This window comes from Ruegeria sp. H9 (assembly GCF_056532915.1).
The window spans coordinates 997,712-1,023,104 of record NZ_JBQFNX010000002.1; the positions used below are offsets into that span (position 1 = coordinate 997,712).

The following is a 25,393-nucleotide window of genomic DNA, read 5'->3' on the forward strand; positions in this document are numbered from 1 at the left end:
TCCAGTGCCTTACGAAAACACCACTTCATCGATGTTTCCGTTCGAATTTGATGCCAGACGTGATGGCCTCAAACGCGTCTTTCTCATCGCGGTTGATTCGCGCACCATTGTCGGCGATGTCGAAAACGGCCCTGTCTTCGTTCTGGCTGCGGCTTGTACGGTTGCGCTCTTCGGCGGCTTGCGCCAGCCGATATGTCAGCGCCTCATCGGCCAGATCAGACAATTCCTCTGCCGCTTCGGCAATCTCAGCATCCAACCCCCGGAGCGCTTTGATCTTTGCGAGTTCCTCGGCCAGCGTCATCTCGGCCTTTTCAACGTCGCCCGGTTTGTACACACAGGGGATCACTGCGACATGGCGAAGGGCCAGCAGGTTTTCAAGGGGTTCCGGCCCCAAAGTTTGCATGATGTGGTCTTGCAGGTTATCGGGATTGTCAATCGCATGACGCAGGATTGCCCCCCGCAAGGCCGCATGATCAGGGTCGTGGCAATCCATTTCTTCCAGCTGAGCTTCGAATTGCACAACAACCTGCGGATTCAGGATGGCAATCGCGAGAATTGCCGCTTCGCGCAGTTGAATATCCGCATTCTCGGCCGAGGCCAGAAATGACGCCCGTGCGCCTGGCGTGGCAGGCTGTGCCTGCGGCTGCCATTTTCCGCGCGGTTGCCACGGACGATTTTGCGATTGTCGCTGTGGGCGAAACAATTGCCAGCGCAGGTCCTTAATTTCCTGCCCGTAGTGCGATCGGATCGAGGGGTCGCGGATCAGCTTGATCTTCTCTCGCAGGGATTTATCCAGCGCCGCTTTGCGTTCGGGGCTGTCAAAGACCTTGCCTTCCGTCTCGCGTTGCCAGAGCAGTTTGACCATCGGGATTGCAGCATCCAGCACACCCTGCACCGCTCCCGAACCTTCGGCGCGCAGCAAATCGTCGGGGTCCTTGCCTTCGGGCATCAGTGCAAAGCGCAAGGATTTGCCCGCTTCCAGCAACGGCAGCGCCAAGTCGACCGCCCGCATCGCCGCGCGCAGCCCTGCCGTATCGCCATCCAAAGCGATGATCGGCTCGTCAGAGATGCGCCAAAGTAGTTGCAACTGATGCTCGGTGATCGCAGTCCCCAATGGCGCAACCGACGCGCCAAACCCGGCCTCAGCCAAAGCGATCACGTCCATATAGCCCTCGGCCACAACCAAAGGCTGCCCCTTGCCTGCCGCCTGTCGTGCGGGGCCATGGTTGTAGAGGCTGCGGCCTTTGTCGAACAGATCGGTCTCGGGCGAGTTCAGGTATTTGGCGTTGTCATTGGGATCCATCGCCCGGCCACCAAACGCAATGCACCGCCCGCGCGGGTCGCGGATCGGGTACATGATGCGGTTGCGGAATGTGTCATAGGGCTTTTTGCCCTTGTTCGAAGGTTTCGCCAGCCCGGCCCCAAGGATTAGGTCCTCGGAGACATTCTTACCGGTTAGATGATCCCACAGAGCCTGCCAGCCCTCGGGTGCGAAACCGATTTCCCAACGGTCCAGCGCCTTCGCGTCAAGACCGCGACGTGTCAAATAATCACGTGCCGCCGCCCCTGCCCCAGTCTTGAGTTGCAAACGAAAGAACTGCACAGCCTGTTCCATCACCTCGGCCAGCTGTGAACGGCGGTCCTGCTTTTCCTGCGCCTTGGGATCACGCGCGGGCATCGGCATCCCGGCCTCGCGCGCCAGAATTTCCACGGCTTCTATGAAAGAGACATTCTCGGTCTCTTTCACAAAACTGATCGCGTCCCCTTTGGCGTGGCAGCCAAAGCAATAATAGAATCCCTTTTGGTCATCGACGTGGAACGAGGCGGTCTTTTCGTGATGAAAGGGGCAAGGCGCCCACATATCCCCCTTGCCCTGATTGGATTTGCGCTGGTCCCACATGACCTTACGCCCAACAACCTGAGACAGGCTGAGGCGCGTGCGCAGTTCATCCAGAAATCCGGGGGGCAAAGACATGGGTCAAACCTGCCAGAAATGAAAACGCGCGCCAAGGGGATGGCGCGCGGTTGTCCACAGAGAAATGATCTGACTGTGGATTATTGTTGTAAACACAACTCCAGCCACGCAGCTCCGAGATCCTTCTTACGCACGTCGCGCATCTTCTGCTCATATACCCAAGGCGTGATCAGCGGAACAGCGGCATTGTAGTTCTCGGGCCAGGTAGGACCACTGTCGGCCACCGCCTGCGCCACATCGCGTTCCTTGACCCGGTCAAGTCGTGCTTTCTGTATCGCTGCAACAACGTCGGCCTGATACTTGCAGCTCTGTTCCTTGGTTTCCTGTGCAACCACTGGCGTGGCCAGCACGGCCGCAACGATAGCGATACGCAACATGGGGATCTCCCGGGATTCGTTTCTTTCAGCGCAGCTTAGCCGCGCACGGCGATGCCTTCCATCGCCCTTTTCAAATCGTGAATCAACGTCTCAGCCATTGAACGGAAGACCATGATCTGAAACGCGTCCTCTCCAACGCGCGTGATCGAAGCAGTCATGTGGAAGAGCAGGGTGCGGGAGGTATGGCCGCGCTTGAAATGCACCTTGCGCAGATCAACCGGCACTACGCGCGCCAGTACGTCTTCGACATCAGCACCCTCTAACCGGACCACAGCCCAGGCATCTGATTGGTCCACAATGGCAGCATTCTCGGTCAGGGTCGCATCAGGAGACGGCCCGATCAGCATCGCATGCGCCGGGCCGAACCAGATCGCCCGCGCGCCAGCCTTACCCGTTGCGCGGTTGGCCGATGGATAGGCCATCCCGTGCGCTGCTTTCAAAGCTTCGGATAGCGCCTTTTGCTTACCCTTGAAAGGTGAGATCGAATGGATCGCCCCTACATCCTCTTCGCTGAGCGTTACTGAGCCGATAGTCAAAGGCAGCAACCCGTCGCAGGGTGTTTTGGCGGTCAGATTATCCACGGACGCGCCCTCCTTCGGGGTCAAAGAAAACCGGGTTCACCACTTCACACAGGGTTGTCACGCCGCGCAGATGATCGACCATTTTCACGATTTCTCCATACCTCTCAGGCCCGTCCGCCAAGAAGCCCAAGCCCAACATCGTTTCCAGCGTCGGGGAATAACACACGGAGGTCAGATAGCCCTGATCATTGGTCCGCACCGGCTCGGCCTCTTCCCGGTAAAGATGCGCACCCGCCAGCAATTCCTTGCTTTCGCCAATGGGTTTGAGCCCGACCAACCGCTCGCGCCCCGGCTCTTCAAGGCCCGGACGTTGCGACATGGTTTTGCCGATGCAATCCTTCTTCTGCGACACCATCCGACCCATGCCGATATCATAGGCAGTCGCCCGTCCGTGGATCTCGGAATGCGTAATAAAGCCCTTTTCGATCCGAAGAACGTTCAGTGCCTCCATCCCATAAAGACCACCGCCCAGTGTCTCAGCCCGGTCGGTCAAAACATCGAACAGGCTCGCGCCATAGCGCGCAGGCACGGCGATTTCATATGCATGCTCGCCCGAGAACGAGATCCGGAACAAACGCCCCTGCATACCCAGCACCGAGATCGATCCGCAAGCCATGAAGGGCCAGCTTTCTTCATCAAGAAGTGTGTCCAGCAGATCGTTCAACAATTCACGCGATTTTGGTCCGGCCACGGCAAACTGTGCCCACTGTTCAGTGACCGAGATGAACGAGACATCCAGATCAGGGCGCAGGCCCTGATGAACGAACTCCAGATGCTTCATTACATCGCCAGCACCTGCCGTGGTGGTGGTCATCAAGTAATGCGTCTCTCCCAGCCGCGCGGTGGTGCCATCATCCATGACGAATCCATCCTCACGCAACATCAGGCCATATCGCGTTCGGCCAACTTTGAGGGTCGAGAACATGTTCGTATAAACGAAGTCCAGAAACGCCCCCGCATCCGGCCCCTGTATGTCAATCTTGCCAAGCGTCGAGACATCGCACACCCCGACGGCCTGACGCACCATGTTGACCTCACGGTCACAGGATTGCCGCCACGTGGTTTCTTCATCCTTTGGGAAATAGCTGGGGCGATACCACAGCCCGGCCTCAACCAACGGAGCTTTCCGCGCTACGGTCGCTTTGTGCGAAGTGATAAAGCGTTGCGGTTTGAAACCCTTGCCTTCAGCCCCAGCGCCCAGCGCGGCAATGGCGATAGGAGAATACGGAGGGCGGAACGTCGTGGTTCCGGTTTCGGGTATCGCGCGCCCGGTGACGTCCGCCAGAATGGCCAATGCTGCCACGTTCGAATTCTTGCCCTGATCCGTCGCCATACCTTGCGTCGTATAGCGCTTCATGTGCTCGACTGACCGGAAATTCTCAGTCGCGGCCTGTTTGACGTCTTTCACTGTAACATCGTTCTGGAAATCCAGCCACGCGCGGCCTTTGCCGGGCACGGCCCAAAGCTGCGTGATCTCGTATGGCGTATCCTCGGCCTGCGGTGGCACAGTCTTCGAGGCCTTGTAGCCAAGATCGCCGAGCACGCCTTTGGCTGCCTCAATCCCTTCACGAAGGCAGGCTGTAGTTGAGAAAGATCCATTGCACGCACCCGCTGTCACCATGCCCGGCACGGCCCCCGGCGTTGGCACAAAGGCCTCGATCTCACGCTTCCAGATCGGGCGGCTATTCATGTGACACGTTAGATGAACCGAAGGATTCCAGCCCCCTGTCATGGCAAGGCAATCCGTGTGTATCCGTTCTTCTCCACTGGCGCGGCGCACTGTAATCGCCTCCAGCCCCTTACGGCCCGAACTGTTACAAACTTGCGCCCCGCGTAGAACCTCGTAATCGTCAGACAAGGGCGCGTCATGGCGGCTATCGATCACAGCCGCCACATGGACACCAGCATCCAACAAATCACGAGCAGTGCGATGGATATCGTCAGTATTTCCGAAGATCGTCACATTGCGGCCCGGGCTGACACCCCATCGGTTTAGATACGCCCGCACCGCGCCAGCGGTCATGATCCCCGGGCGATCATTGTTGCGGAATGCGACCGGGCGCTCCAGCGCGCCTGCCGCCAGAACTGACCGCTTGGCCACGATCCGCCAATAGGTTTCCAACGGCGCCCCGTTGGGGCGGTGATCCGTATGGTGAAAAACGCGTTCCAACGCCGCAAAGGTACCTTGGTCATAGGCACCTGCGATAGTGGTCCGGGTCATGATGCGGACATTGTCCATCGCGGCTAACTCGGCCAGCACTTCGTCAACCCAAACGGGACCCGGTTTTCCGTCGACCTCATAGGTCTCGGCCAGCAGACGCCCACCCACGCGACTGTTTTCGTCGGCCAGAATGACGTCCGCGCCGGCACGACCAGCGACCAGTGCGGCCATCAGCCCCGCAGGCCCTGCCCCGATAATCAGCAGATCGCAAAAGGCATAAGCGCTTTCGTACTTGTCGGCATTGTCTTCGCCCGACAGTGCTCCCAATCCGGCGGCACGTCGAATAATCGGCTCGTATAGCTTTTCCCAGAAGCTTTTCGGCCACATGAAGGTTTTGTAGTAAAAACCCGCGCCCAAAAACGGGGAAGCCAGATCGTTGATCCCCATCAAATCGACACTCAGGCTGGGCCAGCGATTCTGGCTGCGCGCTTCAAGTCCCGGATAGATCTCTTGCATCGTGGCGCGAATATTTGGTTCTTGACCTGCGCCTGCCCCCACGGTCATCAGCGCATTCGGCTCTTCGCTGCCTGCGCTCAGCACACCCCTAGGCCGGTGGTACTTGAACGAACGCCCCATCAGTCGTACGCCATTCGCCAAAAGCGCTGAGGTCAGGGTGTCGCCCGCATAGCCGCTATAGCTGGCACCATCGAAAACAAACGGAATCGACTGCGTACGATCGATAAGACCCTTTCCATCGATCCTCATGCCCGCTCCTCCGATGCCGGCTGCGCGTCGATCATCTCATGCGTGACCGTGTTTCGTGTGACCACGATCCATGCACCGCACCCGCCTTCGTGATACCAAAGCTCTCGTGTCGGCCCTGCCGGGTTTTCCCGTTGGTAGACAAAATCATCCCAAGCCGCCTCACCGGCATCCGGGGCCGGTCGGTCCAGATCCACTGCCGCCCCGCGATAATAGAATTCGCGCCGATCCCGCTCGCCGCAATATGGACAGGTGATCCTCATAGCCGCGCGCCCTTCTTGATCTTTTCAATAATACCCAAATCCAACATCGCGCCCCTCAATGCAGATTGTGCTGAGAGCCCTTGCCCTCTTCATCGATAATCCCGCGCCCGGTGCGGAAACGATCCAGTCGGAAGCCGGTGGCATTCTCGTGATACCGATCCGTCGCAATCAGATGCGCAAACACATTCCCCGAACCCGGAACCGCCTTGAAGCCACCATAGTTCCAGCCGCAATTGAGATAGAGCCCATCAATATCCGTTCGGTCTATGATCGGAGAGCCATCGGGCGACATATCCATGATCCCGCCCCAGGATCGCAGCACCCGCGCCTTGCCGATCATCGGCATCAGCGCCATCCCGGCCTCCATCACGCTTTCGACGGTGGGCAAGTTACCTCGCGCCGCATAGGAGGCGTAAAAATCCAGATCACCGCCAAAAACCAGCCCGCCCTTATCTGACTGGCTGATATAGAAATGCCCCATGCCAAACGTCACCACATGATCGATGCAGGGCTTCAGACCTTCGGTCACGAAGGCCTGCAAGACATGGCTTTCAATCGGCAGCCTCATTCCAGCCATCGCCGCCACCTGACCTGAACGCCCGGCAGCAACCGTCGCCACCTTCTTGGCCCGGATCGGCCCGCGCGAGGTCTGAACACCGCGAACCACGCCATTCTCGATATCAATACCGGTCACTTCGCAGTTCTGGATCAGATCCACGCCGCGCTGGTCCGCTCCGCGCGCATAGCCCCAGGCCACGGCATCGTGTCGCGCTGTACCTCCGCGCGGGTGGTAGAGACCGCCATACAGAGGGAACCTAAGGTCATCGAAATTCAGATAGGGCACCATCCGCCTCAATTCATCGCGATTGAGCAGGATAGCATCGTCACCCTGACTGATCATCATGTTGCCCCGGCGCGCAGCGGCATCACGCTGCCCGTCCGAATGGAACAGGTTGATGATCCCGCGTTGCGAATGCATGACATTGTAGTTCAGATCCTGCTCAAGACCTTCCCACAGCTTCAATGAGTGCGAGTAGAACTCGGAATTGCCCTGCAAAAAATAGTTCGCGCGCACAATGGTGGTGTTGCGCCCGATATTGCCCCCACCGATATAGCCCTTTTCCAGAACAGCGATATTGGTCAGACCATGTTCCTTGGCCAGATAATAGGCCGTGCTCAACCCATGACCTCCGCCGCCGATAATGACGATGTCATATTCGGATTTCGGTTCAGGCTCGCGCCAGTGCGGCGTCCAGCCTTTGTTGCCGGTCAGGCCCTCTTTCAGGACACGTAAGCCGGAGAAACGCATTCAGAACTCCCTACAGGTGTGTCGGCATCAAACCAACTTCACCCAGCAGTAACAACGCCGGAATCCGGTTCCACTCCTGTTTTCGACGAAAACTTGTCGCTGGGCGACCAATCCACACACTCTGACGACTTCGACCTAAATGAAAAATGGCCAACCCGATGGTTGGCCACTCAAGAATCTTCTGTTGTCTGTGCGCTCAGAGGCCCTTGGCGCGATAGCTTTTTGAGACGCGGTCGATCGCAACGATATAGGCCGCCGTGCGCAGATCGTCGACATCCGCGCGATCATGCCAGACTTCGCTCATCGACTGATAGGCAATGCGCATCGTGTCATCGAGACCAGAACGCACCAGCTCCAACTCGCCAGCGCCCTTTAGGTACTTAGCCTTGAAATCCGGAGACATCGACCAAGCGTCACCCAGATACCGATCCAACCGTTCCAGTTCGCTGACGATCAACTCATGCCGAGCTTCTTCCTGACGCCGCTGCATCCGGCCAAAACGGATGTGGCTGAGGTTTTTGACCCATTCAAAATAGGACACGGTCACACCACCGGCGTTTGCATACATGTCAGGAATGATCACCGTGCCTTTCTTGCGCATGATCTCATCAGCACCCGCCGTGACAGGCCCGTTGGCGGCCTCGATGATCAGTGGTGCCTTAATACGTTCGGCGTTGGATAGGTTTATTACCCCCTCCAGCGCCGCCGGAATCAGGATGTCACACTCGGCTTCAAGTACCGCGCCGCCCTCGGCGGAATGCGTGGCGTCGGGATAGTCCTTCACGCCGCCATGCTTGACAATCCACTGCCGCACGGCTTCTACGTCGATGCCATCGGGATTGTACAGTGCGCCATCCCATTCGATGATGCCGACCACACGCGACCCGTCTTCCTCGCTGAGGAACTTGGCTGCGTGATAGCCCACGTTACCCAATCCCTGCACGACGACGCGCTTTCCGTCCAGCGTGCCTGACAAGTTCGCCTTCTTGACGTCTTCCGGGTTTCGGAAGAATTCGCGCAACGCGTATTGGATGCCGCGCCCGGTTGCTTCGACCCTGCCCGCGATGCCTCCCGCGTTCAGCGGTTTACCTGTCACACAGGCTCGCGCGTTGATATCGGTCGTATTCATCCGCGCATATTGGTCAGCCATCCACGCCATTTCGCGCTCGCCTGTTCCCATATCGGGCGCAGGCACGTTCTGTGAGGGGTTGATCAGATCGCGCTTTGCCAGCTCATAGGCAAAACGACGCGTGATCTGTTCCATCTCATGTTCTTCATACTGGCGAGGATCAATGCAAAGGCCCCCTTTCGAGCCACCAAAGGGCGCTTCGACCAGTGCACACTTGTAAGTCATGAGCGCAGCGAGCGCTTCGACCTCATCCTGGTTCACCGCCAAGGCATAGCGAATGCCACCCTTTACCGGCTCCATATGTTCCGAATGAACCGAACGATATCCGGTAAAGGTGTGGATCTGCCCCCGCAGACGCACCCCGAACCGAACGGTGTAGGTGGCATTACAAACCCGTATCTTCTCTTCTAGCCCGGGCGGCAAATCCATCAGAGACGCCGCTCTGTTGAACATCAAATCAACACTCTCACGAAAGCTGGGTTCTTTAATGCCGGTCATAAAATCCTCCGTGCCGGTAGACGAGATACGTCATGACTTTTTGTCGCACTGCTTGCCAAATACCGCAATCAGTAACTGCACGTATTTTCATCAGTTTGTGAACTTTACTTTTCAGCTCCATTGGTGAGTCGGGCGTTAACGAAAGCCGCGCGATTGTCCAAAGGCGCGAAACAAAACCACCAATAACACCGGGAATAAAGCTGAATCTCGTTAAAAACGAGCAGCATAGTGTCCACTGCGCCCAAATCTCGCCACGATCCGTGGGTAAATTATTAAAGTTGCGAAGTGCTGGCATCAGTGTGTCTGATCGACCGAGGAACCAATTATGCGCAAGTTTGATTTGAAGGCCCAATTCAACCGTCTCTGCCGCGAAAACAGTTGTTCGCGGCACTTGCGGCACTTTGTTTCTTCGACAGAAGGCACGATGACGATCCTTGCCCTTTTCCTGATCGTGATAGTCTTCACCGTGGCCGGGTTCGCGGTCGACGTCATGCGGTATGATCGCGAAAGGGTAAGGCTACAATACGCACTGGACCGCGCGGTCCTTGCCGCAGCTGACCTGGACCAAGAGCTTTGCCCACGGGTCGTGGTGAATGATTACATTCGCAAAGAAGGTTTCGATACGAATATCATCAAAAATATCAAGGTCGAGCCCGAGACATGCACGACAAACGACGACGGAACCGTGACACAGGTTGCAGAACTTGAAGGAAAGCGGAAAGTCGAAGCCAGCGCCGACATGAGCATTGAGACACACTTCATGAAATGGAGTGGCGTCGATTACATTGATACAACCGCCACCAGCATCGCCGAAGAATCGATTGGTAACGTCGAAATTTCATTGGTTCTGGACGTCTCGGGTTCGATGCGCGGGACAAAGCTGACCAACCTCAAAAGTGCCGCTGAGGACTTTATCGATGAGATGATCCTGAAATCTGAAGATGGTAGATTGTCGATCTCAATCGTGCCCTACTCGGAACAGGTGTCGGTGCCTGACTACCTTATGAATGCTTTGAACACGATCGGGGCTAACGAAAGGGCCAATTGCATCGATTTCCAGGCTTCGGACTACACAACGACCGATTTCAACTATTACGACATCGTGGACGACGAAGGAAACATCATCACAAAAGGGGATTATGTCCCGCAAACTCTTCATTTCAAGGATAATGGCTCCAGCGACAAAAGGTTCAACGACACGTTGGTAACCAGCAATACGTGCCGTCTTGAAACCACCACAGATCGGCGAGAGATGACAGTAATCCAGAATGATCCTGACATTCTGAAAGGTCAGATCCAGAATCTTGTGGCAAGCGGCTGGACTTCGATCGATGTGGGCCTCAAGTGGGGTCTAACTTTGCTTGACGATAGTATCCAACCGCTGATCGCTCAGATTGCGGACAGTTCAGAAATTCCGGACTCGTTCGCAATTCGGCCAGCCCCTAACAAGACCACGGACACCCTCAAGGTTCTGGTGCTGATGACGGATGGTGAAAACACTTATCAGCACAAAGTGAATCCGCCTTATAATGACGGCCCCTCGGACATCTATTGGAATGAAGATGCCGAAACTTATTCTATCTACGATGAAGAGTATGACCGCTGGGCTTGGCCTAACGTCGCCACAACTGTACGGGACAGTTCGTACAGGCGCTGGACCCGCGACAAATACCAAGATCATGCCCATGGCAATGGGACTTATATGCGCTACCGCTGTACGGATTACTACAACGGCACCTGCTATTCGATGGATCGATCGCAAACACGCGAGGACTCCGAAGGGCTTTCAACAGATTCCGATCCGGTAGAACTGGAATGGCCCGATGTCTGGGCGCATACTGAAAAATACGCAATTCGGAATATGTTGCGTCACGCTTATGGCTGGGATCGCGGCGAAGAATTTGCAGCTGACTCCACGACCGAAATTGGTCCTTCGACCAAAAATCCAAATGTTGTAGATCTCTGCGAAGAAGCTGAAGAAGATAATGTCATCATCTTCTCGATCGCTTTTGAGGCACCCTACGGTGTTAAGCAGATGCTGAAAGACTGCGCGATCAAACCTGCCCGTTACTATGAAGCGACCGGCAATCAGATTGAACGCGTCTTCGATTCAATCAGCACCTCCATTCAAAACCTGAGGCTGACCCAATGACAAAGACACTGCGGAATCGGCTTCGGAGATTTCGAAAGAATGAGGATGGAAACTCGTCTATCGAGTTTATCTTCTGGTTTCCATTCTTCCTGTATGTCGCTTATTCAGGCATGGATCTGGGATTGCAATCCTTCCACCATGCCGATCTTGAACGATCTCTGGATATGACAATTCGGGAGGTTCGGCTTAATCGCCTTCCTGAAGGGGAAGATGAATGGGATCACGCGCTGCTGAAGAAAATGATCTGTGACGAAGCGCTGATAACCAATTGCTCGGAAAACCTTGCGCTCGAGATGAAGTCCATTGATCCGCGTGTCGGCAATCAGTTGGATCCAACCCCCTATTGCGTCGACACTCCGGAGACAATTCGTAAGCCGGACGAAGTTGTTTTTGAACAAGGGACTTCAAATGAGCTTATGATTATCCGCGCCTGTCTTGAGGTTTCACCTGTTTTTGGGCTTTCGATGCTGAGCGGCATTGCGAAGCAGGACAACGACGGCCAATGGGAACTGCAGGCGACGACCGTATTTGTTCATGAACCATTTGGTGGTTCATCAGCTGATCCTGACGATTCATCTGACACAACAGTGGATGTGGCCGATGCCTCGAATTAACAAAGAGAATCGCAACCTTCCCAAGGCACTGCTGAACCGCTTTCTCAAACGAGAAGACGGCGCCTTATCGGTCGAGGCAATGCTGATATTGCCGCTGCTGTTCTGGTCAATGTTTGCGTCTTACACCTATTATGACAGCTATCGCCAAAGCGCGATCAACATCAAAGGAGCCTACGCAGTTGCGGATGTGCTCTCACGCGAAGCTGAAGATGTTAACGCCGCGTATATCAACACCATGTACGACCTTCTGGAAAACATGGTTGATACCAGAGCACCGGTCTCGATGCGTGTGACCTATCTGACCTATGATGGTGATAACGATCTCCACGATGTTCTATGGTCCTGCGTGCGGGGCACCGGATATCAGAAATGGACCGACGCAGAGATCGTGAAAATCAAACAACGGCTTCCGGTAATGCCTGATAACGGCTCAATGATCCTGGTCGAAACCAACAATACATATAAAGCGCCATTCCAGATGGCATTCAAATTTGCTGACTTTGAAATGGATAATCTGGTCTTCACACACCCGCGTGTTTTCGATCAGATCGTCAATACCGACCCTGCTTGCTTGGGTGTCTAACTCTTTTCAGCAAGCATCGCCGACAGCATTTCCGACATGTATTTGGTCTCGGCGGCGGCTGTCATGCCGCCTATGCCAATCCTTCGTCCGACACGCCACCAAAGACCGGGCGCCCACTGGTTTGAGCTTCGTGCATGAGTGGTTACCAAGAAGCCATTTGATGGCTTAAATGCGAACACGCCCCGGTCTACGCCTTCGACATCCTCGATATTGCAGATCACCTGCCCTGAGCCTGTGCGCAATTGGGATTGGGTCAGCTCGATCCTGTCTTCGGTCGCGTACCACATGCGACGGGCTAACCAGAACGCGGCTGCCCCGGAAACCAGTAAGAAGACCTGCCAGCCTAACTCAGGCGGCGATGCCAACGCGACGTAAATGACCAACGCCCCGACCGTGACCAGCATCCCTACCCCAGTCCAGCGCCGCGGTGCCGAGGCCGCGACCGTAGCCAGCACTTCTTCTTGCATATTGTTCTCCTGATTGTCCGCCCGCTTTAACCGCTTTGATACGCAAAGGACAGCACCGCGTCACCTGTCTGAGCATCTTCGCACAGCTTCAGTGTTCCTGCGCAAATTGACTGCCTCAGGCCGACGCATAAGTTCCGGTCAAAGGATCAGGAGGCGTTTATGTCACTCAGACCAACTTTGGAATTCCGCAAGGCGGTCCCGACAATGGAAGGCGCGGGCGTCAAATTGCACCGGGCGTTTGGGTTTCAGGACCCGTCGGAACTGGACCCGTTTCTGCTGTTCGATGATTTCCGGAATGACAACCCATTGGACTATATGGCCGGTTTTCCGTGGCATCCGCATCGGGGCATCGAAACGATCACTTATGTCCTGTCCGGTACAGTCGAACACAGCGACTCGCTGGGCAATAGCGGCACGCTGGGTGCCGGAGATGTCCAATGGATGACCGCCGGGTCAGGTATCCTGCATCAGGAAATGCCCAAGGGGTCGGCCAGCGGTCAGATGCATGGGTTCCAGCTGTGGGGCAATCTGCCATCAGATCAGAAAATGGCCGCCCCGCGCTATCAGGACGTTCAAAGCACTGATATTCCAGAAATCATCGATGATGATGGGACAAAGGTCCGTGTGATTGTCGGCACATTCTGGGGACGCACGGGCCCAGTGGACGGTATCGCTGCCGATCCGCAATACCTGGATATCAGCATACCGGCAGGGGTGAAAAAAACCATTCCGATCGACACATACCGCCGGGCCTTCGCCTATATCTTTGAAGGCAGTGCTGCCTTTGCTGATGCGTCTCAGCCAACCGGTGTTCTTTTGGAAAAAGAAGTTGCCGGGCAAGAGGTCAACATCCGCGACATGTCAGGAGACAGGACGTTGGTTCGGTTCGGGACCGGAGACGAAATCACGGTTCAGGCCGGGCCCGAGGGTGTACGGTTTCTTTTGATTTCGGGCGCTCCGATCGATGAACCCGTGGCGTGGCATGGCCCGATCGTGATGAATACGCAGGCAGAATTACAGCAAGCGTTTCGGGAATTGCGAAACGGCACGTTCATCCGGCCAGCGCACTAGGCACGAGTCAGGCGGTGACTGCCTTGCGGACCATGTCCCAGTATACCTGCTCGACCTCATCCAGCGACAGGCGGCCACCGCTGCGATACCAAGTGATCACACCATTCAGCATAGCAATCACCGCTAATGTGGCGATCTTGGTATCGGTGAGCGAAAATTGACCCGATTGCTGCCCGTTACACAGAATATGCTCTAACGAGTCCTCGTAACGGCGGCGCAGGGCCTCGATTTCGGCAAAATTTTCGGGGTTCAGATTGCGTAGCTCCATATAAGCGATGAACACCTCGTCGGGACGCTGCAGGTGAAAACGGATGTGGAACCCGACAAACTGACGCAACGCATCTTGTGGATTATCAAACCGGTCGAGATCGTCATAGGCGGCCATCAGATCCTGCATGTGATCGCGCATCAGCCGAAACAGCAGGCTCTGCTTGTCGGGCGTGTAATTATAGAGTGCCCCAGCCTGCACCCCCACCTCGCCTGCGATCTGCCGCATTGAAACCGCAGCATAGCCATGACGGGCAAACAGCCCCAGTGCGGCCTCGCGAATACGGGGGCCGGTGATATCGGAATGAGAACCTTGTGTACGCGCCATGCTTCGATCGTATCTGAACAGACGTTCAGATAGAACCCCGCTTGAACCATTCCGACAAAACGTGCATCACGGGATACACGCTGCGACCCGAAGGACTGCGATGAAGCTTTTGCTGCCCATTCTCTTTGTGCTGGCCACCGCCGGCTGCGCAAATATCCCTGAGTTGGAAGGCAGCGAAACCGCCGCATTGCGCAAGGCACCCTACCCCAAGCTTATTGCTTTAGATCCCGCCCTCGGCCCTCCGACCGATCCAATCAGCGAAGCGGAAGAGGTAGAAGAAGACCTGACAGCACGCAGCGAAGCGTTGGCGGAAAAGGCCGAAGCGCTGCAGAATGCCGAGATTAACTAGGATTTCGGCCACGCCACTAGCTCCAAAAGATTAGACGGATTGCACCCCTGCCTCGAACCCGCTAAGGCAGCCCGCAAAGGACACTTCGCCATCGCGGGCGGTATTGCGAGCAGAAAGGACCCAAGGGAATGACACAGGCGCTGAGGCTTGGAATTGCCGGATTGGGAACCGTTGGCGTGGGTGTGGTCAAAATTGTGCGTCGTCATGCCGATTTGTTGCACGCCCGCACCGGGCGTCGCATCGAGATCACCGCAGTTTCGGCCCGTGATGCCAACAAGGACCGTGGCGTAAACCTCTCGGATTATGCATGGGAAACCGATCCCGTTGCATTGGCCAAACGCGAAGACATCGATGTTTTTGTCGAACTGATGGGCGGCGAGAACGGCCCCGCGAAAGCTTCGGTCGAGGCGGCGCTGAACAGTGGCAAGGATGTCGTCACCGCAAACAAGGCACTGCTGGCGATTCATGGGCAGGAACTGGCGGAATTGGCCGAAGCCGCAGGGCGTGTCATTCGCTTCGAAGCGGCTGTCGCGGGTGGTATTCCGGTAATCAAATCTCTGACCGAAGGACTGGCGGGTAACGAGATCACGCGTGTCATGGGCGTCATGAACGGTACCTGCAACTATATTCTGACCCGGATGCAATCGCAGGAGTTGGGCTATAACGCCCTGTTCCAGGAATGCGCGCAGCTTGGCTATCTCGAAGCCGATCCGAATCTGGATGTTGGCGGCATCGACGCGGCGCACAAACTCGCGCTGCTGTCTTCGATTGCCTTTGGCACCAAGCCGAATTTCGATGGGATCGAGATCGAGGGCATTCAGCATATTAGCCTCGATGACATCCATCAGGCCCACGACATGGGGTATCGCATCAAGCTGTTGGGTGTAGCACAGCGAACGGCGCGCGGACTGGAACAGCGGATGCAACCCTGTCTAGTGCCGAGCAATTCTCCGCTAGGTCAGTTGGAAGGCGGAACAAACATGGTTGTGCTGGATGGGGACGCAGTTGAACAAATCGTTCTGCGCGGCCCCGGTGCCGGTGAAGGTCCCACTGCCAGCGCGGTGATGGGCGACGTTTGCGATCTGGCGCGAGGCTTGCATATACCGACATTTGGCCGCCCTGCGACGACCCTACAAGACGCAGCCTCCGCCGTTACTGGCTTACCTGCACCCTACTATCTGCGGCTCGGTCTTCTGGACAAGCCCGGCGCTCTGGCAAAGGTCGCGGCGATTCTGGGCGATGCTGGAGTCTCGATCGACCGGATGCGGCAGTATGGGCACACAGAAAGCACAGCGCCCGTGCTGATCGTGACCCACAAAACCACGCGGGCGACGCTGGACCATGCACTGGATGGCCTGCGCGCCACCGATGTGGTGGCCGGAGAACCCGTCGCCCTGCGTATCGAACAAGTCTGACCCCTTGCGGCCTATGCTGCGCGCAGGCTATGCCGGATAAAACGCCTTAGCTGACCAAAGGATATGCGAAGATGAACGCTGCCAAGATCGATTTCAACGACCGCCTGCTGTCTCTGGGCCTTGCACGGGTGGCAGAACAGGCCGCGCTGGCGTCCGCCTCTCTGGTTGGCCGGGGTGATGAGAAAGCTGCCGATCAGGCTGCCGTCAACGCTATGCGTGAACAACTGAACCTTCTGGACATTGAGGGTGTCGTTGTCATTGGTGAGGGCGAGCGTGATGAAGCACCGATGCTCTATATCGGCGAAGAGGTTGGCACTGGTAACGGCCCGGGCGTAGACATTGCGCTGGACCCGCTTGAAGGCACAACCCTGACCGCCAAGGACATGCCCAACGCGCTGACCGTCATTGCCATGGGCCCGCGCGGCTCAATGCTACACGCTCCGGACGTATACATGGACAAACTGGCCATTGGTCCGGGCTTTCCCGAAGGTGTCGTAAGCTTGGACATGAGCCCGCGCGCGCGAGTTGAAGCGCTGGCCAAGGCCAAAGGCTGCGAGCCTGCGGATATTACCGTATGCATATTGGAGCGTCCTCGCCACGAAGCGATGATTGCTGAAGTCCGCGATACCGGTGCGTCGATCCGCCTGATCACAGATGGCGACGTCGCAGGTGTGATGCATTGCGCCGAAAGCGAAGTGACCGGCATCGACATGTATATGGGTCAAGGTGGCGCGCCCGAGGGTGTGCTTGCCGCAGCCGCGCTGAAATGCATGGGCGGTCAGATCTTTGGCCGCCTGTTGTTCCGTAATGACGACGAACGTGGCCGGGCGGCCAAGGCGGGCATCACAGATCTGGACCGTGTTTATGCGCGCGACGAGATGGTAACGGCGGATGTAATCTTTGCTGCTACTGGGGTCACCGGAGGTTCACTGCTGCCGCGCATCAAGCGGGAACCGGGTTGGGTTGAAACAACGACGCTGCTCATGCGATCAAAAACGGGCTCGGTGCGGCGGATGTCCTACCGCACGCCGATGTGGCCACACAACGAAGCATAGCGGCTTGCGCCAGCGCCTTCAGCAAGAGTATTCATAAAAGACCAAGAGGCCGGATCCCCAGGGGTCCGGCCTTAGTGCATGAGGTGAGATGTGGCATTTCTGGGCGTAGAGCAATCTCTGACGGGGCGACGCTGGATCGGACCGGGGATTGAGGTCGAGCGGTCAGCAGAAATGATGGCGCAGCAGACAGATCTGCCTCGCGCCGTCTGTCAGGTTTTGGCACGGCGCGGTGTACCGGTGATGGAGGCCGCCGGTTTCCTGGAACCCAAGTTGAAGGAACTGCTGCCCGACCCGCGATCGATGAAAGATATGGACGTCGCTGCGGCCCGGTTTCTACAGGCTGTGCGCAAGCGCCAAAAGATCGCAGTGTTTGCTGACTATGATGTGGACGGGGGCAGTTCGGCTGCGTTGTTGTTGGTGTGGCTGCGCCAGATGGGGCTTGCCGCGACGCTTTATGTGCCCGACCGGATTGATGAAGGCTATGGGCCAAATGTGCCTGCAATGCAGGAACTTGCGGCTAGCCATGACCTGATCATCTGCGTGGATTGCGGAACGCTGAGCCACGAACCTATCGCGGCGGCGAAGGGTGCGGATGTGATCGTTTTGGATCACCATTTGGGTGCAGAAACCCTGCCGGATTGCGTCGCCGTGGTGAACCCGAACCGACAGGACGAAAGCGGCGATCTGGGCTATCTCTGCGCTGCTGCGGTGGTGTTCCTGATGCTGGTCGAGGCGGGTCGTCAGTTGCGTGAGGCCGGGGCCAAGGGGCCGGATCTGATGGCAATGCTCGATCTGGTGGCGCTGGCCACGGTGGCGGACGTTGCGCCGTTGATCGACGCCAACCGGGCGCTGGTTCGACAGGGCCTGAAAGTGATGACCCAAAGGCAAAGGCCCGGCTTGGTCGCGTTGTCAGACGTGGCGCGCATGGATACCGCGCCCAACAGCTATCATCTGGGGTTTCTGCTGGGGCCGCGCGTCAATGCTGGCGGTCGCATTGGTCAGGCTGATCTTGGCGCGCGGCTGCTGAGCACGGACTCGATCACTGAGGCCGAAGCCTTATCCGAGCGGCTGGATGCCCTGAATTCGGAACGGCGCGAGATCGAAAACGCGGTCCGCGCGGCGGCTTTGGCGCAAGCCGAGGACCGTGGGTTGGATGCGCCGCTGGTCTGGGCCGCAGGCGACGGTTGGCATCCCGGGGTGGTAGGTATCGTTGCTTCGCGGCTGAAAGAGTCGGCAAACCGGCCCGCTATCGTGATCGGGTTCGACGGGGATGAGGGCAAAGGTTCAGGCAGGTCGATCTCGGGCGTTGATCTGGGCGCGTCGATCCAGCGACTGGCTGCCGAAGGGCTGCTGGTCAAGGGTGGTGGTCACAAGATGGCGGCCGGTCTCACGGTGATGCGTGATCAGTTGGAGCCTGCAATGTCGCGCCTGTCCGAGCTTCTGGCCAAACAGGGTGCAGGCCAAGGCGGTCCCGCCGACTTGAAACTGGACGGGGCGCTGATGCCCGGGGCCGCGACAGTCGATCTGATCGAACAGGTAGAGAAAGCGGGTCCTTTCGGGGCCGGTGCCCCTGCCCCGCGCTATGCGCTGCCTGATCTGCAAGTGCGCTTTGCTAAACGCGTGGGCGAAACACATTTGAAGCTGTCACTTTCGGATGGAATGTCTGGCGGACTGGATGCCATCGCCTTTGGCGCGTTCGACTGCCCGTTGGGGGATCGCCTGTCTAATCACGGCGGTGCGCGGTTCCATTTCGCGGGTCGGCTTGAGGTGAATACCTGGGGCGGACGACAGAGCGTGCAGCTGCGGCTGGAAGACGCGGCAGAAGCTGTCTGACAACCGTTTCAACGCCGCTCAGGAACGGCCAAAAAAGTTTCACAGCCTTGCGTTTTTCGTCTTGCGGGGGGGGAAGGTAAACCGTAAAAGGCCCTCCACAAGCCAGCGTGGCCCGTTCGTCTATCGGTTAGGACGCCAGGTTTTCAACCTGGAAAGAGGGGTTCGATTCCCCTACGGGCTACCACTTGTGCTTGTCTGGTCTAAATGGCCCGTTCGTCTATCGGTTAGGACGCCAGGTTTTCAACCTGGAAAGAGGGGTTCGATTCCCCTACGGGCTACCATTTTCTTCAATGCCAAAATCGTTCCCGGCGACGTATTCTTACAGCATCGTGTTTAGCACGAAACCTGCGCGCCCCGTTTTGAAGACGCGAAATGCGGTTTAAGGCACGCCTGTCAATGGCTGCCCCGGACCGAGTTCACCAGCATTTGGTATTTGCCATTCCATCACCAAGCCTGCACAGTTTTGGCCAACAACAGATATGATTTGGATTCCCATTGGATTACCTCAAAGAACGCAAAGACTTCGCGATCGCGATCTGCAAGGAAGCTGGCACAATCGCCTTCAGATATTTCTCCGACCGGGGCGGTTTGATCGTCGATCAAAAAGGCGCACAGGATTGGGTCAGCGAGGCAGACCGGAATGTCGAAACCTTCATCCGCCAGAGGATCGCCGAGGCTTGGCCCAACGATGGCATATTTGGCGAAGAGCATGGTGAAACACAAGGTTCAAGCGGATTTGACTGGGTGATCGATCCAATCGATGGCACCACGAATTTCGTCAATGGCATTCCGGCCTGGACCATCGTTCTGGCGGGCGTCGCTGAGGAAAATACCGAGATCGGTGTAATCCATGACCCAAATATCAATGAGACCTTCGTAGCCTCGCGCGGAGGCGGGGCAACACTGAATGATGCGCCAATGCGGGTCGCTTCGGGTGTTGCGCTGCATCAAGGGACGGTGGCAGTGGGTTATTCGAACCGGGTGGATAACCGTAACATTGTTCCAATCGTCGCGAACCTGATCGAGCGTGGGGCCATGTTTCACAGAAACGCCAGTGGCGCGCTGTCACTGGCCTATGTCGCAGCGGGCCGGCTGCTTGGCTATGTCGAAGAACATATGAACGCCTGGGATTGTCTGGCTGGTCAATTGATGATTGCGGAAGCAGGCGGCGTGGTCGAAGATCAGGACGCAGGCGCAATGATCCGCAACGGCGGTCGGGTGATCGCTGGTACTCCGGATGTGTTTGATACTTTGCGTGAAATCTCTGAGAACGCATGGCTGGCCTGACAATCTAGTCGATTGAGCGCCATCCACTCAGCGGTTTAAGGTCCGTTAGATCGGCTTGCCAATAATGGCCTTGCCCGGGCTGATCATACCTCCGATCAATGGGGCGGCCCGACAAGGAGCACCACAGAAGGGTCCCGACGGCCCCATGGGTAACGATGGCGAGGTCACTGCCATCATGCGTTTCGATAATTGAAGTTACTGCTTGGTTTATCCGCCGCTGGGCGGCAGCGGCAGTTTCCCAGCCGCGAAAACTGGTGTTGGGGTGGGCAAAGAATGCGTCAGCGGCAGCTTCGAACCGGTCACGCGGCAAAAAACCGGTGGCGCTTCGATCATTCTCGCCAAGTGCGGCATCTTGTTTTATCCGCAGGCTTCGGGGCGCAGCCAGGATGTCGGCCGTCTCGCGGGCCTTTTGCTCGGTGCTGGCCCATAGGTGGGTAACTTCTGCAAAAATTCCGCTGGTTGCGAAGGCCGCAGCGCGGCGGCGGCCTACCGCGCTAAGCCCCCAGTCCTGAATGGGGGTGTTCGGGTCAATGATGACCTCGGGGTGCGTGATGATTAGAAGACAGGGCATCTATTCGGGCAAAAGCACCGGACCTTTCTCGGCGAAGGCCATCTGTACTTCTGTACCCGGCTCTAGCGGCGCATCGACATCGTCATGGACTGCAAAGACCTGGCCGAACGCACCGGTCAGAGTGTACTCCATTCGGACACCCACATAGGTGGCTTTGGAGACGGTCGCCGCAACTCCTTGCGCGGCCCCGATCACAAGTCGAGAAGGCCGGATGGCGACGGTCGCAGGCCCTTCGGTCAAGCCACGGGATGCCAAGGTATGGCGGTAGCCTTCGATCTCGATGGTGGCCATGTCGCCGTCGACCGAGATGATCTGGCAGGCAAGCAGATTGGCCTCACCAATAAAATCCGCAACGAAGCGATCATTTGGGGCGTCATAAAGCTGGCGAGGCGTGCCAATCTGGGCAATCGCGGCATTCCGCATCACGACGATTTCGTCCGATACTGCCAGAGCCTCTTCCTGATCGTGTGTTACGTAGACGACGGTCAGACCAAGGTCTTGCTGAATGGCCCGGATGTCCTCGCGTACCTGGCGGCGTAGTTTCGCGTCGAGGTTCGAGAGCGGTTCATCAAACAACAGCACCTGTGGTTCCAACACCAAAGCCCGCGCTACAGCGACGCGCTGCTGTTGGCCACCAGACAGTTCCGACGGGAGGCGGCTGTCAAAACCTTTCAGGCCAACCAGCTCCAAACCGTCCAGCGCGCGGCGGCGGGCCTCGTCTTTAGCAAAGCCCGAGAACGTGAGGCCATACATCACGTTCTCAAGCACGCTCATATGAGGAAACAGCGCATAAGACTGGAACACCATAGATACGTCGCGGTCCGTCGCGGGCAGTTTGGTCACATCGCGATCCCCGATGGTGATCTTTCCTGAGGTGGCCATTTCGAGCCCTGCGATCATCCTCAGCGTCGTCGTCTTGCCGCAGCCTGACGGGCCCAACAGCGTGACCAGTTTTCCTGCATCGACATTCAGGTCAATATTGTCGACGGCAACGACATCCTTGCCAAACATCTTTGTGACGGACTCGAACCGAACCGGCGCGGCTTTGGACTGCAGGCTCATGTCAAACTCTCCTAAACATTGGTCCGCGACTGCGTCATTCGTCGCCCGATCTTGGTCCGGCCCACGATCAACTGCATAAGGGCAACCACTGACAGCATCACAAAGATCAGAGTGGTGGAATAGGCGATGGCGAGACCATAGTCGTTATTCTCGACCCGCCCGATGATATAGCTGGTCGCCATGTCATATTCCGCGCTGACCAGAAAGATCACTGCCGAAATCGCCGTCATGGCCCGCACGAAGCTGTACACAAGCGCCGCAAGAATTGCCGGGCGCAGTAGTGGCAGGATGATCCGCCGGAAAGTCTGCCACGAATTTGCACCAAGTGTCAGCGAGGACTCGTCAAGGCTGCGATCCAGTTGCGACATGCTGGCGATGCCGGCTCGGACACCGACCGGCATATTGCGGAAGATGAAACTCACAACAAGGATGACACCCGTGCCCGTGATCTCGATCGGTGGCACGTTGAAGGCGAGAATGTAGCTGACACCGATCACCGTGCCAGGGATGGCAAAGGACAGCATGGTGCCGAACTCAAAGGCATCTTTACCCGCGAAACTCTGTCGGGTCAGAAGGTAGGCCGTCACGAGCCCCACGGCAGCCGTCAGTGGAGCAGCAATTGCGGCGATGGTGATAGTCGTCCAGAAACTGTCCCATGCGGCTCCTGTCCAGCGAATACCCTCTGCTTCAAACCGAACCGAGAAGGCAGTGACGTAGTGCTTGAACGTCAGGGAATTATTGACTCCCCACAGTTCAACCACGCTGCCGTAGACGATCATGGCGTAGACGACGATGGTAAACACCGCCCAGCCAAGGGCGACGGTTAGAACCGGGATGGAAAGGCCGGTTGGCATCAATGGATGTACGCCAGCGTCACCTTTGCCCGTGACTGTGGTGTAGCTTTTCTTACCCAGCCAGGCTCGCTGCGCGTAAAAGGCAGAAAGCGTGAAGAACAACAACACCATGGCCAGAACCGCAGCGCGGCCTTGATCATATTGCGCACCAACAATTGCAAAGAAAATCTCGGTCGACAGCACATCGAAATTGCCACCTAGCACAAGTGGGTTGCCGAAATCGGCCATGCTTTCGATGAAGCCCAGAAGGAAAGCATTGGCAAGGCCAGGGCGCATTAACGGTAGGGACACGGTTTTGAACGTCTGCCATCTATTCGCGCGCAATGTCTGGGCCGCTTCTTCCATCGAGGGAGACACCCCTTCAACGACGCCAATCAGCACAAGGAAGGCGATGGGTGTAAATGCCAACGTCTGCGCAATCAGAACACCCGGCATGCCATACAGCCAGCGAGTGGGTTGGGTGCCGAACAATTCGGCAAAGAACTGCGTTACTGAACCCGACAATCCAAACAGCAGGATCAGCGCTAGGCCGATCACGAACGGTGGCGTGATAATCGGCAGAACCGTCAGTGCGCGCAACGCGCGCTTGTACCGAAAGCCCGAGCGGGTCACGACAAGCGCAAAGCACAAGCCTAGCGCAGTGGTGATGAAGCCGACGAGGATGGCCAGAAACAGTGAGTTCCATGCCGCCCCGCATCGTGCGCCCCAGAAACATCCCAGCCCCCAAAGCCGGTCGTCAAAGAATTTCGAGAAGAACACTGCGATGGAGTACGCGCCCTCTTCCGTCACAAAGGCAGCGAACAGCATCTTGGCGATAGGAAAGAATACAAACGCGGTGACGATGGTGATCACACCACCGATGGCGCTGACCACGAAGACGTCTCCGTTAATCGCCCCACGTGCGGCGACACCCTGGGTCAGAAGGAACAGAAAACTCGACGCGCAGATCATCGCGCCATAGCCCATGCCGAATTGCCGATCACCGAGCTCTCCGAACAAGGCTTCCAGCCAATCGAAATTGTAGCCTCGGATTCCGATGCTGAACCCTTGTGCGATCAGCCAACCGAAGCCCAGTGCCCCTGACAGGATCAGAATGCGCGCATGAAGCGGATCTGATTTGGCGCGTCTTAACACCAGAAGTGGCAGCAGGAGTGCAATAAGAAGCGGAGCAAGCCACAGCTTTTCACCCTGCCCGATTAGAAAGGCAGCAGGCGCATAATCTTCGTCGAAAGGGTAGCCGTCCAGCAGCCAATCGAACGACCACAGGCCACCGTCAACCATGTACCACGGCAGCAGGCAGAATCCGACCCACCCGGCGATGACCCAGAAGATCAGAACCGGATGGGTCGTTTTTGTCGTGTCGTCAGTCATTTACTGCGGCAGTACCGAAACCTCTTCGTCCCATTTCTGCAGCAAGCGCTTGCGCTCATCCGACGAGCCGTATTTCTTGAAGTCATAGTCGATCAGCTTGATCTGGCTCATGTCAGGCGCGCTTTCCGAAGTTTCAGCACCTTTGTTTGACGGGACTTGGAAGGCATTTACCTGAAGGGCGAGGTTCTGCGCCTCGGGCGACAATGCCCAGTCATAGAACTTTTTGGCCTCATCTTCGTTGCGCGCGCCTTCGATGATCGACATCGAACCGATCTCGTAACCAGTACCTTCACATGGCGCGACGACTTTGATCGGGAAACCCGATACCGCCTGCTTTACTGCGTCATGCATGAAAACGATACCAATTGTATTCTCGCCTCGACCAGCAGCCTTGATCGGTGCCGAGCCCGACTTGGTGTATTGGTTGATGTTCGAATGCAGCCCCTTCATGAACTCAAATCCTTCGTCCTCGCCGAAGATTTGCACCATCGAGGCCAGAGTCGTGTAGGCCGTACCTGATGAGTTCGGGTTCGCCATCTGAACGTGCCCCTTGTACTCGGGCTTCAGAAGGTCCTTCCAGCAAGCAGGTTCGGGAAGGTTGTTCGCGGCGACAAGATCGGCATTGTAGCCATAGCCTAGCGCACCGGAATAGATACCGATGGTTCTGTTACCGGCACTTTCAGCCTGAGAAATCGCCCAATCATGAAGCTGATCGCGCATTGGCGACATGTATTCCCTTGTCAGACCCTCTTCTGCGGCCTGCAGATGCGGATCACCGGTGCCACCCCACCAGACGTCTCCCTTCGGGTTAGAGCTTTCAGCGCGGATCTGAGCAAATGTCTCGCCTGAGGATTTACGGGTCATATTAACGTCGATGCCAGTCGCGTCCTCAAAGCTGCGCGCCATAAGCTGGCACCAATCCTCTTGTGCCGAACAATAAAGTGTCAACTTGTCAGCCTGTGCCGCTGACATCGAAGCGGCAAGGGCAATAAGCGATCCCAACGCTGTGGATGTAAATTTCTTCATTCTCTTCTCTCCCTTTATGTTCACTGCGTCCGG

The 25,393-nt window shown here is 56.9% G+C and carries 23 protein-coding genes and 2 tRNA genes; 11 read left to right on the forward strand and 14 right to left on the reverse strand.

Features of this window, described 5'->3' with window-relative positions; all coding sequences use genetic code 11:
- Window positions 1–25: 25 nt before the first annotated feature.
- From dnaG to ACR0CZ_RS13570, 8 genes are all read right to left on the reverse strand, one after another.
- On the reverse strand, window positions 26–1,975 hold the full coding sequence (dnaG, locus tag ACR0CZ_RS13535) for a DNA primase (protein WP_170396289.1): 1,950 nt from the start codon (window positions 1,973–1,975) through the stop codon (window positions 26–28).
- 80 nt (window positions 1,976–2,055) lie between these two features.
- The gene (locus ACR0CZ_RS13540; RefSeq protein WP_170396287.1) at window positions 2,056–2,352 is read right to left on the reverse strand and encodes a hypothetical protein; all 297 of its coding nucleotides are present in this window, start codon (window positions 2,350–2,352) and stop codon (window positions 2,056–2,058) included.
- Window positions 2,353–2,387: 35 nt separating this feature from the next.
- Window positions 2,388–2,933, reverse strand: a complete 546-nt coding sequence (locus ACR0CZ_RS13545) for a sarcosine oxidase subunit gamma family protein (RefSeq protein ID WP_170396285.1) — start codon at window positions 2,931–2,933, stop codon at window positions 2,388–2,390.
- Window positions 2,926–5,859: a sarcosine oxidase subunit alpha family protein gene (locus ACR0CZ_RS13550; RefSeq protein WP_170396283.1), complete on the reverse strand. Its 2,934-nt coding sequence runs from the start codon at window positions 5,857–5,859 to the stop codon at window positions 2,926–2,928. The genes ACR0CZ_RS13545 and ACR0CZ_RS13550 overlap by 8 nt, the downstream gene beginning before the upstream one ends.
- Entirely contained in the window at window positions 5,856–6,119 is a 264-nt protein-coding gene (locus ACR0CZ_RS13555; protein WP_170396281.1) for a sarcosine oxidase subunit delta, read from the reverse strand. The genes ACR0CZ_RS13550 and ACR0CZ_RS13555 overlap by 4 nt, the downstream gene beginning before the upstream one ends.
- Window positions 6,120–6,174: 55 nt before the next feature.
- A complete protein-coding gene (locus ACR0CZ_RS13560; RefSeq protein WP_170466321.1) occupies window positions 6,175–7,428 on the reverse strand; it encodes a sarcosine oxidase subunit beta family protein in 1,254 nt (417 codons plus the stop codon).
- Window positions 7,429–7,624: 196 nt separating this feature from the next.
- On the reverse strand, window positions 7,625–9,055 hold the full coding sequence (locus ACR0CZ_RS13565) for a Glu/Leu/Phe/Val family dehydrogenase (RefSeq protein WP_170396277.1): 1,431 nt from the start codon (window positions 9,053–9,055) through the stop codon (window positions 7,625–7,627).
- Entirely contained in the window at window positions 9,042–9,350 is a 309-nt protein-coding gene (locus ACR0CZ_RS13570) for a hypothetical protein (protein WP_170396276.1), read from the reverse strand. Before ACR0CZ_RS13570 ends, ACR0CZ_RS13565 begins: the two co-directional genes overlap by 14 nt.
- Before the next feature lie 129 nt (window positions 9,351–9,479).
- On the opposite strand from ACR0CZ_RS13570, the gene ACR0CZ_RS13575 reads away from it, so the two are divergent.
- From ACR0CZ_RS13575 to ACR0CZ_RS13585, 3 genes are read left to right on the forward strand one after another with little or no spacing between them, the layout of a single operon-like run.
- Entirely contained in the window at window positions 9,480–11,207 is a 1,728-nt protein-coding gene (locus tag ACR0CZ_RS13575) for a Tad domain-containing protein (protein ID WP_480503377.1), read from the forward strand.
- On the forward strand, window positions 11,204–11,821 hold the full coding sequence (locus ACR0CZ_RS13580) for a TadE/TadG family type IV pilus assembly protein (protein ID WP_170396272.1): 618 nt from the start codon (window positions 11,204–11,206) through the stop codon (window positions 11,819–11,821). Before ACR0CZ_RS13575 ends, ACR0CZ_RS13580 begins: the two co-directional genes overlap by 4 nt.
- Complete coding sequence (locus ACR0CZ_RS13585) at window positions 11,808–12,404, forward strand: hypothetical protein (RefSeq protein ID WP_170396270.1); 597 nt, start codon at window positions 11,808–11,810, stop codon at window positions 12,402–12,404. The genes ACR0CZ_RS13580 and ACR0CZ_RS13585 overlap by 14 nt, the downstream gene beginning before the upstream one ends.
- On the opposite strand, the gene ACR0CZ_RS13590 is transcribed toward ACR0CZ_RS13585, so the two are convergent.
- Window positions 12,401–12,871 carry a hypothetical protein gene (locus tag ACR0CZ_RS13590; RefSeq protein ID WP_170396268.1) on the reverse strand — a complete coding sequence of 157 codons (471 nt, stop codon included), beginning with the start codon at window positions 12,869–12,871 and terminating at the stop codon, window positions 12,401–12,403. The genes ACR0CZ_RS13585 and ACR0CZ_RS13590 overlap by 4 nt on opposite strands.
- A 159-nt stretch (window positions 12,872–13,030) precedes the next feature.
- Here ACR0CZ_RS13590 and ACR0CZ_RS13595 point away from each other — a divergent pair, with 159 nt between their 5' ends.
- The gene (locus ACR0CZ_RS13595; RefSeq protein ID WP_170396266.1) at window positions 13,031–13,942 is read left to right on the forward strand and encodes a pirin family protein; all 912 of its coding nucleotides are present in this window, start codon (window positions 13,031–13,033) and stop codon (window positions 13,940–13,942) included.
- 7 nt (window positions 13,943–13,949) lie between these two features.
- Here the strand turns inward: ACR0CZ_RS13595 and ACR0CZ_RS13600 are convergent, their stop codons facing one another.
- Window positions 13,950–14,537 (reverse strand): TetR/AcrR family transcriptional regulator, encoded by a 588-nt coding sequence (locus tag ACR0CZ_RS13600; protein ID WP_170396264.1) that lies wholly within the window; start codon window positions 14,535–14,537, stop codon window positions 13,950–13,952.
- A gap of 100 nt (window positions 14,538–14,637) precedes the next feature.
- Here ACR0CZ_RS13600 and ACR0CZ_RS13605 point away from each other — a divergent pair, with 100 nt between their 5' ends.
- The 7 genes from ACR0CZ_RS13605 (at window position 14,638) to ACR0CZ_RS13635 (ending at window position 20,476) form a co-directional block, all read left to right on the forward strand.
- The gene (locus ACR0CZ_RS13605; RefSeq protein ID WP_170396262.1) at window positions 14,638–14,886 is read left to right on the forward strand and encodes a hypothetical protein; all 249 of its coding nucleotides are present in this window, start codon (window positions 14,638–14,640) and stop codon (window positions 14,884–14,886) included.
- A gap of 128 nt (window positions 14,887–15,014) precedes the next feature.
- A complete protein-coding gene (locus tag ACR0CZ_RS13610) occupies window positions 15,015–16,301 on the forward strand; it encodes a homoserine dehydrogenase (RefSeq protein ID WP_170396260.1) in 1,287 nt (428 codons plus the stop codon).
- 71 nt (window positions 16,302–16,372) lie between these two features.
- Window positions 16,373–17,356 carry a class II fructose-bisphosphatase gene (glpX, locus tag ACR0CZ_RS13615; protein ID WP_170396258.1) on the forward strand — a complete coding sequence of 328 codons (984 nt, stop codon included), beginning with the start codon at window positions 16,373–16,375 and terminating at the stop codon, window positions 17,354–17,356.
- A gap of 90 nt (window positions 17,357–17,446) precedes the next feature.
- Window positions 17,447–19,189 carry a single-stranded-DNA-specific exonuclease RecJ gene (recJ, locus tag ACR0CZ_RS13620; protein WP_170396256.1) on the forward strand — a complete coding sequence of 581 codons (1,743 nt, stop codon included), beginning with the start codon at window positions 17,447–17,449 and terminating at the stop codon, window positions 19,187–19,189.
- A 109-nt stretch (window positions 19,190–19,298) separates the two neighbouring features.
- Window positions 19,299–19,373, forward strand: a tRNA-Glu gene (locus ACR0CZ_RS13625).
- Between the two features lie 22 nt (window positions 19,374–19,395).
- Window positions 19,396–19,470, forward strand: a tRNA-Glu gene (locus tag ACR0CZ_RS13630).
- A 214-nt stretch (window positions 19,471–19,684) separates the two neighbouring features.
- A complete protein-coding gene (locus tag ACR0CZ_RS13635) occupies window positions 19,685–20,476 on the forward strand; it encodes an inositol monophosphatase family protein (RefSeq protein ID WP_170396254.1) in 792 nt (263 codons plus the stop codon).
- Between the two features lie 4 nt (window positions 20,477–20,480).
- Here the strand turns inward: ACR0CZ_RS13635 and ACR0CZ_RS13640 are convergent, their stop codons facing one another.
- Genes ACR0CZ_RS13640 through ACR0CZ_RS13655 form a run of 4 tightly spaced genes read right to left on the reverse strand, consistent with a single transcriptional unit; the run spans window position 20,481 to window position 25,360 of the window.
- Window positions 20,481–21,047, reverse strand: a complete 567-nt coding sequence (locus tag ACR0CZ_RS13640) for a histidine phosphatase family protein (protein WP_170565768.1) — start codon at window positions 21,045–21,047, stop codon at window positions 20,481–20,483.
- Window positions 21,048–22,109: an ABC transporter ATP-binding protein gene (locus ACR0CZ_RS13645; RefSeq protein WP_170396250.1), complete on the reverse strand. Its 1,062-nt coding sequence runs from the start codon at window positions 22,107–22,109 to the stop codon at window positions 21,048–21,050. It lies immediately after the preceding gene.
- A gap of 11 nt (window positions 22,110–22,120) precedes the next feature.
- On the reverse strand, window positions 22,121–24,334 hold the full coding sequence (locus ACR0CZ_RS13650; RefSeq protein ID WP_170396248.1) for an ABC transporter permease: 2,214 nt from the start codon (window positions 24,332–24,334) through the stop codon (window positions 22,121–22,123).
- Window positions 24,335–25,360, reverse strand: coding sequence for an ABC transporter substrate-binding protein (locus ACR0CZ_RS13655; RefSeq protein WP_170396247.1), 1,026 nt, complete (start codon window positions 25,358–25,360; stop codon window positions 24,335–24,337).
- Window positions 25,361–25,393 lie beyond the last annotated feature (33 nt).